We start from the raw sequence: 8499 nt of genomic DNA on the forward strand, positions 1-8499 counted from the left end.
ATGCTCCTGTAGCTGGGTCGGGTCGGTGGATCGGCGGGGGTGCCGCACCAGTTCGGAGGGGCTGGTGCGGCACCGGAGGCGGGTCAGCGGCCGGGGGCGCGCTTCTTGACCTCCTGAAGCACCCAGCCGTTGCCGTCCGGGTCGCTGAAAGTGGCGAACGAGCCGTAGTCGGCACGCTCGGGGTGTGCGCCGGGCACGCGTCCCTGGCCGGGGCCGTCGTGGGTGATGTCGCCGCCCCCGTGGCCGTGGTACACCAGCGCGTTGGCGTCGTGGAACACCTCGCTCACGGCGATGCCGCGGCCGACGAGGTCCGCGCGGGCCTGGTCGATGTCGTCCGTGATGAGGTACAGGCCCTGAACCGAGCCCGGAGCGGCGGTGGTGAGCCCCTGGCCGAACATGATCGAGGCCTCGGAGCCGGGCGGGGTGAGGTGCACCGCACGCCACTGCTCGTTGGCGGCCTTGTCGAGGTCCAGGCGGAATCCTGCCTGCTCGTAGAAGGCCTTGGCCCGATCGACATCCGATACGGGCAGGATCAGGAGTTCGAGCTTGAGCTTCATGAGGTACTTCTTTCCTTTTCCTTAGGGCGGTCAGTAAGTCGACCGGTCTACTATTTCTGGCCCCGGCACTCTCAACGGCGGCCGGTCGCCAGGTGTTCCCCTGGTCGAAGGGCGGGTGCGCACCGCTAGTCCATCGTCGCGTCGCAGCCGGGCGGCTACTACCGAAACGCCTGATGGTCACCGCTTCGTAATGCCGGGCTCCGGGGCCCGGCGGGAACGATACGAGCATATGCTCCTATTGGTCGGGCGACAACGCGCCGACCCGGACCCCCGCCCGGCCAGGCATGCCGCCCAGGGGGCCTGACCAGCGGCTCCTCGCAGGTGCGAGCATATGCTCGTACCATGGGTTGGCGAGAGGCGTGGAGGAGACGGTGACCACAGCGACCACGACGCCCGACCCGTGCAACAACCTGGCGCTGCGCAAGGCGGCCAGGTATCTGGGCGCGACCTACGACAAGGCCCTCGCCCCGAGCGGGCTGCGGGCGACGCAGTTCAGCATCCTGCAGAAGCTCGGCGCGTACGGCGAGATGACGATCGGCAGCCTTGCCGACATGATCGCCATGGACCGCACGACGATGGCCTCCAACCTCAAACCCCTCGCCCGGGAGGGCCTGGTCACGGTCGAGCCGTCGGCGGCCGACCGCCGCGCCCGCATCGTCGCGCTCACCCCGGACGGTCTCGACCGGATGAAGGCGGCGCTGCCGCTGTGGCGGGCGGTGCAGGCCCGGTTCGAGGAGAAGTTCGGCCAGGACGAGGCGCTGCGGCTGCGGACATCCCTCGAAGGCGTCCTGGACACCGGCTTCGAGCCCTGGGCCGAGTGAGGCAGCGTCAGCGCTCGCCCGGGCGCACCAGGCCGGTCTCGTACGCGATCACGACGAGCTGGGCGCGGTCGCGCGCGTTCAGCTTGGTGAGCAGGCGGCTGACGTAGGTGCGGGCGGTGTCGGGGCTCAGGTGCAGTGCCGCGCCGACCTCCGCGTTGGACCGGCCCGCGCCCACCTGGGCCAGGACGTCGCGCTCGCGTTCGGTGAGGCCGGCCAGACGGCCGCTGTCCGGCACGGGCGAGCGCGCCGCGGCGGCCAGCACGCGCCTGGTCACGGCGGGCGAGAGCAGCGCGTCACCACCGGCCACCGTGCGTACGGCATGGCGCAGCGCGTCCGGGGCCGTGTCCTTGAGCAGGAAACCCACCGCCCCGGCGCGGATCGCCTCGAAAAGGTACTCGTCGTCGTCGAACGTGGTCAGCATGACGACCTGGACCCGGGTGAGGCGGCGGTCGGCCAGGATGCGCCGAGTGGCCTCGATCCCGTCGACGCCGGGCATGCGCACGTCCATGAGGACCACGTCGGGCTGTTCGGCGAGCACCACGTCCACGCCCCGGGCGCCGTCGCCGGCCTCGCCGACGACGGTGATGTCGGGCGCGCGTTCGAGCACCGCTCGCAGGCCCGTGCGGATGAGGTGCTGGTCGTCGATCAGCACGACCCGCAGCGGCGTCATCCGGTGCTCCCGGGCAGCGGCAGGTCGGCGTGCACCCGGAACCCGCCGGTGCCGGCCCGGCCGACGTCGACCGTCCCGCCGAGCAGGGCGATCCGCTCCGACATCCCGCGCAGACCGTAGCCCCCCTCGTCCCGGTCCGGCGCGACGCCACGACCGTCGTCGACGACGTCCAGTGACAGCCGGTCCTCGGTCACCCGGACCGACACGTCCACCCGGGTCGCCTGCGCGTGCCGCAGCACATTGGTCAACGCCTCCTGCACGACCCGGTACGCGGTCGTGCTCACGACCGCTGGCACCGTGTCCAGCCGCCCGCTGACGTGCAGCTCGACCGGCGGCCCGCCGTGATCGACCCCGGCCAGCAGCTCCGGCAGCCGGTCCAGGCCCGGCACCGGTCCGCGAGGGCCCGAACTGCGCAGCGTGCCGAGCGTCGCCCGCAACTCGGCCATCGCGCCGCCGCTCGCGGCGCGGATCGCCGCCAACGCCGCCAGCGCGTCCTCGGGCGCGTCGTCGGCCAGCGCCTCCTGCGCCACGGCCGACTGCAGCGTCACCACCGACACCGCATGGCCGAGCGTGTCGTGCACCTCGCGGGCGATCCGCAGCCGTTCGGCCTCCACCTGCCGGGCGGCCTCGGCGCGCTGCTCCTCGGCGGCGGCGGCCGCCTGCCGGGAAAGCTCGGCACGAAGCGACCGCCTGCTGCGCGCCGCGTCGCCGAGGGCGATGACCGCCACCATCAGCGCGACCTGGGCGCCGAGATCCACGCCGAGCACGATCTCGGCGGCGTCGCCCTCGCCCAGCCGCGCGACCAGGGACGCGGCCAGCAGGGTGCCGGCGACCACGGCAGCCGCCCGCACCCTGCCCTGCTCCGCGGCCGCGTACAGCACCGCGGCCGTGGGCACGGCCAGCCCGATCGGCGTCAGGTCGAGCATGTAGTAGGCGACGACGCAGGTGGCCGCCGCCAGCAGCGCGGGCACGGGCCGGCGGGAGGCGAACAGCGCCAGGGCCCCGAAAACGATCGCGAAGCCGTAGCCCGCCGCCGCCGCGCCCGCCGGTCCGCCGTGGCTGGCCACAGCTGCTGCGACCAGGGCAAACGTGCCGACAGCCAGCAGCACGTCGAGGCGGGAAGGTCGTCGGCCGGGCACCTTCCGAGCCTAGAGCGCCGCGGGTCGGCGCGCTGTCGCCGCCAGGCGACACCTTCCCGCTGCCGCGTACGCCCGGAAGCGATCCGGGACGGGCCTGACGGCGGCAGACGGGCCGGGCCTGCCCACCTAGCGTCGTCTACGACCGCGCCCGGGACGGCGCGACCGACCCCCAGGAGACCGACATGTCCCGCACCAAGCTGACCTGGATCGCGCTGATCGTGCTGGTCTGGACGTCGATGCTGTCGTTCGGCGGCGTCGCCGCCGAGACCGTGATGCTGTACCCGAACATCTTCGTGGACCCACCGGCCTCGCTGGAGCGCGCCCGCGAATTCATCGTCGCGGGAGGTCCCAGCGACTACTTCCCACCGCTGGGCATGTCCGTGATCGTCACCAGCCTGGCCTCCACCGTGCTCGTCTGGCGTGACCGGCGGCTGCGGTGGTGGGTCGCCGGAGCCGCCGCGACGTTCGTCGCCTGCGAGTTCGTGTTCTCGGCGGTGTTCTTCTGGCCGCGCAACGAGATCATGTTCGTCGACCCGGTCGGCACCCACGCCCCCGAATACCTGCGCCAGGTCGCCGCGGAGTTCGTCGCCGGGCACTGGGTGCGCGTCGCCGGGGGCGCGGTGACCGCCGTACTCGCGTTCACCGCGCTGCTGCGCTGGGCTCGCGCGAGCGCTCCGGGCGCTGTGGGCGCTTCGGGGACCGCGCGATGACGCGGGTGCGGGACAGGTTCGGGTTCGGCCTGCCGGTGCTGGTCGGGCTGGCCGCGCTGGCCGCGCCGCGGGTGGTGCTGCACGACCTCGACCTGATCCAGGAGGGGACCTTCGTCAACAGCCTGTTCGTGTTCGTGCCGCCGGTGTGCTGGATCGCTGCGGTGCTGTGGCGGCGACCGCCGCGCCCGTTCCTGACCCTCGTGGTCGTCGGCGCGATCTACGCGGTGTTCCTCGCCGCGGGGCACCAGCTGCTGTGGGCGCGGGCCCTCGGCGGTGCGACACCGGCGCTGGGCGGCAATCTCGCCGATCTCGACCCCGCCGTGCAGGAGTTGCTGCTGCGTGCTGCCGCCGTGGTGTCGAGCCTGGCCACCGGCGTTCTCGTCGGCGTCCTGACCGGAGCGGTCGCGGTCCTGCTGTGCCGCGTCGTGCCGGACCACCGCACCGACCCGTCCCTCCCGCCGGGCGGGTGACGAACGCCGGCGGGAGGGTCGTCGACCGGTGCGGACGACTCCCGGACAATCATGATCTTGGTTACTGTCTGGACAGGACGCGGTCGCGGCGATGCGATCATGACCGGATGGCAGACACGACGTTCGTCTTCGTACACGGCTCCGGCAGCAACTCCTTCGCCTGGGCGCCCATGCAGCGGGAACTGGCCTACCGCGGGCACCGGTCGCTCGCCGTCGACCTGCCCGGGCACGGGTTCGGCGCGACGTTCCCGGCGGCGTACCAGGCGCCGCAGGACCTCGCCGCCCTGGCGGCCGCGCCGAGCGCGATGGCCGGCATCGGGCCCGCGCACAACGTGGCCCACGTCCTGGACGCGGTGCGGCGGGTGCGCGAACACGGGCCGGTCGTGCTGGTCGGGCACAGCCGCGGCGGGCTCACCCTGACCGGCGTCGGCAACGCCGCCCCCTGCCTGGTGGACCGGCTGGTCTACATCTCGGCGTGGTGCTGCGTCGACGACACCCCCGCGGGTTACCAGGCCTCGCCCGAGAACGCGTCCTCGGCGCTGGCCGGTGTCGGCGGCCTGCTCGCCGCGAACCCGGCCGAGATCGGCGCGCTGCGGCTCAACTGGCGCACCGCCGACCCGGCGCTGCTCGCGACGCTCCGGGAAGCCGTGCTTGCCGACGGCACCGACGACGAGTTCCACGGCTTCCTCAACACCCTGGAGCCGGACGAGAGCCTGGACGCCGGCGAGGAGCGGGCACAGGCCGAGACCTGGGGCCGGATCCCGCGCACCTACGTGCGGCTTACCGCCGACCGGTCGATCCCGATCGCGCTGCAGGACCGGTTCATCGCCGAGGCCGACAAGCTGACGCCTGACAACCTGTTCGACGTCCGGTCGCTCGATGCCAGTCACGCCGCTGTGCTGGTGCGCCCGGCCGAGACTGCGGACCTGCTCGCGTCCCTGATCTAGGCGTGACGCCGGCCGAGCAGCCCACCGGACGCTGCGCGGCCGGTGCCGCCTGTCGCCTGGATCAGGGAAAGCTGGTGATTCTGCCGACTCGGCCGGTATCGCCGCCGCCATAGCATCGGACCTCCCCATATCCACGCTTGAGAATGGAGGACGGATCCGATGCGCACCATCCTGCTGACCGTCACCGCCGCAGTGGCGCTGACCGTGGCACCGGCCGCCGCGGGCTTCGCGGCCGAGCCGTCCGCTCAGGCCGCCGCCGTGCGGCGACCCATCGTGTTCCTGCACGGCGCGGCCGGCTCCGCGGCCCAGTTCGAGACCCAGGCCAAGCGATTCGCGAGCAACGGCTACCCGGTCGAGATCATCGACGGTGTCGACTACGACTACTTGTTCGCCGCGGAGAGCAGCAGCGCCGTGCTGAACCGGCTGGAGCAGCGGATCGACCAGCTGCGCGCGCAGACCGGGGCGGCCCAGGTCGACCTGGTCGCCCACTCGCTGGGCACGTTCCTGAGCCACAGCTTCCTGCGCACCCGGTCACGGGCGGCGAAGGTGGCCCATTACGTCAACCTCGACGGAGCGACCGCACTGAGCCGCCCCGGCGGTGTGGCCACCCTGGCCATCTGGGGCGAGGGCACGACCAGCCGGCGCATCTGGGGCGCCACCAACGTGTACCAGAGCGACCAGTCCCACACCCAGACGGTGACCTCGACGCAGAGCTTCGTGCAGATGCACCGGTTCTTCACCGGCACCGACCCGTCGACCACCGCGGTCGTCGCCGAGACCGGCCCGATCACGCTGACCGGCAAGACCGTGCTGTTCCCGTCCAACGCGGCCGCGACCGGGGCACGCGTCGACGTGTACGAGATCGACGCCGCCACCGGCCGCCGCCGGACCTCGCAGCCCTTCGCCCAGTTCACCGTCACCGCCACCGGCGCGTTCGGCCCGGTGACCGTCGCGCCGCAGGCCCGCTACGAATTCGCGATCGTGCACAGCGCGGGCCACACGCAGCACCACTACTTCCAGCCGTTCCAGCGCACCGACCGGCTACTGCGCCTGCTCACCAACCGGCCCGGCGAGGGCATCAGCAGCCGGGTGCCGGTCGACCCGCGGCACAGCGCGATCTCGCTCACCCGATACAAGGAATGGTGGGGCGACCAGGGTGCGAACAGCGACCACCTCACCATCGGCGGTGTCGAGGTCCTCAACGCCGTCACCGCGCCGCGGGACAAGCGGGCCATCGGCCTGTTCGCCCACGACCAGCTCGTCGACCAGCGCACCGACCTCAGCACGGCCATCGCCGACTTCGACGAGGTGTTCATCACCGCGGCCGACGTCTACATCCCCGCCTCCGCCGACGCCTCCGGCACCGTCTCGGTGACCATCCAGTCCCGGGCCGCCGGGGGGACCCAGCAGTTCACCGTGCCGAACTGGCCCTCGCACACCGACCGCATCACCCTCAACGCCCTCGACCTCTGACCCGCCGCCACCTCTGACCCGCCGCCACCTCCACGGACGCAGGCAGCCGGCGCGGCTCGCCCCCGCCCATCGGCGCAAGACCCCGCCGGTGTACGGACGCCGCCCGGCTGCCTCGCCGACCCGCGCAAGGGTTCGGTGACCCAACCGTACGGATGAGAGGCGTACGCTGATCCCCGTGGATCAAGAGGATCGCATTGCCCTGTTCCTTGACTACGAGAATCTGGCGATCGGTGCCCGTGATCACCTCGGCGGCATGACGTTCGACCTGCGGCCCATCGCCGACGCGCTGGCCGAACGCGGGCGGGTGGTAGTCCGCCGCGCCTACGCCGACTGGTCGTACTTCGACGAGGACCGGCGGCTGCTGACCCGGTCGCACGTGGAGCTGATCGACATCCCGCAGCGCATGGGCGCCTCCCGCAAGAACGCCGCCGACATCAAGATGGCCGTCGACGCCCTCCAGCTCGCCTTCGAGCGCGACTACATCTCCACGTTCGTGTTCGGCACCGGCGACAGCGACTTCACCCCGCTGGTCCACAAGCTCCGTGAGCTCAACAAACGCGTCATCGGCGTGGGCGTCGAGCAGTCGACCTCGGCATTGCTGCCGCCGGCATGCGACGAGTTCCTCTACTACGACCGGCTCGAAGGGGTCGAGATCAGGCCCGCCCGCACCCGGGGCGGCCGGCCGCCCGCGCAGTCCCGGCCGCCGGAGCCGACGCCGCAGCCGGTCGAGCAGGAACTGGAGCCGGCGCCCGCCGCGGAGGAGTCCGCCCGCGACGTCGACACCCTCGCGGTGCTCGTCGCGCAGACCGTCGCCGGGCTGCAGGGCAGTTCCGGCGGAGTGGTGACGGCCTCCACCCTCAAGCGCACCCTGCTGCGCAAGGACCCGACGTTCAACGAGGGCGACTACGGGTTCCGCACCTTCGGGGAGCTGCTGCGCTACCTGGCCGAACGAAACGTCGTCGAGCTGGGCGAGGGTCCCGCCAAGGGCGACCCTGAGGTGTCGCTGCCCGAGCACGGCGGGCCGGAGGCGGAGTTCGGGCTGCTGCGCTCCGTCGTGGCCGATCTGAGCCGCAACAGCGTCCCGGTGGCGCTGTCCGGCCTGAAGAACCAGCTGCGCCGGGCGCAGCCCGACTTCAGCGAGAAGAAGCTCGGCTACCGGAGCTTCCTGCAGTTCTGCAAGGCGGCGGCGACCGCCGGGGCGGTCGACCTCCGCTGGGACACCGAAGCCGACGACTACCTGCTCACCGCCACATCCCGGTCCTGAGCGACGGACGGTCAGCCGGAGGTGGTCAGCCATCCGGTGCGGCTCACCGGCCGCGTTGACGCCGACCACGCGCTTTTGAAACAGGTATTGGCAGGTCAGGCGAGTGCCCTGGCGCACGTTTCGGCGTGAATCGCATTCGCGGATTTGCGGGTGGTGATGGTGTGACCGGGGACAAGCCACCCCGATTTGCATCCCGCCGGAGGGGCCGCGTAATGTTCTCTCTGCCAGCGAGGAACGGACAAAAACACCGGGGCTGAAGAGCCTGGGTGGTGGCCGGATCGTTTGGCCGCTCGGAGTGGTGCGGACCCCGGTTAGGGGGCTGCGGAACCGGTCCGGTACTGTGAACGACACAGCCCCGTAGTGCTTCCCGAGTTTCGGGTGGTGTTCGGTGTGTGCTTGTTCTTTGAGAACTCAACAGGGTGCTATTTAAGCCAAGTGCCAATTATTG

General features: G+C 71.8%; 9 protein-coding genes. 6 read left to right on the forward strand and 3 right to left on the reverse strand.

The window, feature by feature from the left end; genetic code table 11:
* Nucleotides 1–83: 83 nt before the first annotated feature.
* Nucleotides 84–557, reverse strand: a complete 474-nt coding sequence (locus HAV39_RS39040) for a VOC family protein (RefSeq protein WP_191844137.1) — start codon at nucleotides 555–557, stop codon at nucleotides 84–86.
* A 371-nt stretch (nucleotides 558–928) separates the two neighbouring features.
* Between HAV39_RS39040 and HAV39_RS39045 the strand changes: the two genes are divergently transcribed.
* Entirely contained in the window at nucleotides 929–1378 is a 450-nt protein-coding gene (locus HAV39_RS39045; protein ID WP_203736589.1) for a MarR family winged helix-turn-helix transcriptional regulator, read from the forward strand.
* A 7-nt stretch (nucleotides 1379–1385) separates the two neighbouring features.
* Here HAV39_RS39045 and HAV39_RS39050 read toward each other — a convergent pair whose 3' ends face one another.
* Both HAV39_RS39050 and HAV39_RS39055 read right to left on the reverse strand, forming a co-directional pair.
* On the reverse strand, nucleotides 1386–2048 hold the full coding sequence (locus HAV39_RS39050) for a response regulator transcription factor (RefSeq protein ID WP_191844139.1): 663 nt from the start codon (nucleotides 2046–2048) through the stop codon (nucleotides 1386–1388).
* The gene (locus tag HAV39_RS39055) at nucleotides 2045–3187 is read right to left on the reverse strand and encodes a sensor histidine kinase (RefSeq protein WP_191844140.1); all 1143 of its coding nucleotides are present in this window, start codon (nucleotides 3185–3187) and stop codon (nucleotides 2045–2047) included. The genes HAV39_RS39050 and HAV39_RS39055 overlap by 4 nt, the downstream gene beginning before the upstream one ends.
* A 182-nt stretch (nucleotides 3188–3369) precedes the next feature.
* On the opposite strand from HAV39_RS39055, the gene HAV39_RS39060 reads away from it, so the two are divergent.
* The 5 genes from HAV39_RS39060 to HAV39_RS39080 all read left to right on the forward strand — a co-directional run bounded on the left by HAV39_RS39060 (nucleotide 3370) and on the right by HAV39_RS39080 (nucleotide 8051).
* A complete protein-coding gene (locus tag HAV39_RS39060; protein WP_191844141.1) occupies nucleotides 3370–3897 on the forward strand; it encodes a DUF1772 domain-containing protein in 528 nt (175 codons plus the stop codon).
* Nucleotides 3894–4367, forward strand: a complete 474-nt coding sequence (locus HAV39_RS39065) for a hypothetical protein (protein WP_191844142.1) — start codon at nucleotides 3894–3896, stop codon at nucleotides 4365–4367. Before HAV39_RS39060 ends, HAV39_RS39065 begins: the two co-directional genes overlap by 4 nt.
* Nucleotides 4368–4474: 107 nt before the next feature.
* Nucleotides 4475–5314 carry an alpha/beta hydrolase gene (locus HAV39_RS39070; protein ID WP_191844143.1) on the forward strand — a complete coding sequence of 280 codons (840 nt, stop codon included), beginning with the start codon at nucleotides 4475–4477 and terminating at the stop codon, nucleotides 5312–5314.
* Nucleotides 5315–5473: 159 nt separating this feature from the next.
* A complete protein-coding gene (locus tag HAV39_RS39075) occupies nucleotides 5474–6787 on the forward strand; it encodes an alpha/beta fold hydrolase (RefSeq protein WP_191844144.1) in 1314 nt (437 codons plus the stop codon).
* A gap of 175 nt (nucleotides 6788–6962) precedes the next feature.
* A complete protein-coding gene (locus HAV39_RS39080) occupies nucleotides 6963–8051 on the forward strand; it encodes a PIN domain-containing protein (RefSeq protein WP_191844145.1) in 1089 nt (362 codons plus the stop codon).
* Nucleotides 8052–8499 lie beyond the last annotated feature (448 nt).

This window comes from Catellatospora chokoriensis, from assembly GCF_011297315.1.
GTDB classification, from domain to species: Bacteria; Actinomycetota; Actinomycetes; order Mycobacteriales; family Micromonosporaceae; genus Catellatospora; species Catellatospora citrea.

Excerpts from the sequence above, each read along its gene's own strand:
- HAV39_RS39065 (WP_191844142.1), top strand. The coding sequence starts at position 3,894 with ATGACGCGGGTGCGGGACAGGTTCGGGTTCGGCCTGCCGGTGCTGGTC.
- HAV39_RS39060 (WP_191844141.1), top strand. The coding sequence starts at position 3,370 with ATGTCCCGCACCAAGCTGACCTGGATCGCGCTGATCGTGCTGGTCTGG.
- HAV39_RS39050 (WP_191844139.1), bottom strand. The coding sequence starts at position 2,048 with ATGACGCCGCTGCGGGTCGTGCTGATCGACGACCAGCACCTCATCCGC.
- HAV39_RS39075 (WP_191844144.1), top strand. The coding sequence starts at position 5,474 with ATGCGCACCATCCTGCTGACCGTCACCGCCGCAGTGGCGCTGACCGTG.
- HAV39_RS39070 (WP_191844143.1), top strand. The coding sequence starts at position 4,475 with ATGGCAGACACGACGTTCGTCTTCGTACACGGCTCCGGCAGCAACTCC.
- HAV39_RS39040 (WP_191844137.1), bottom strand. The coding sequence starts at position 557 with ATGAAGCTCAAGCTCGAACTCCTGATCCTGCCCGTATCGGATGTCGAT.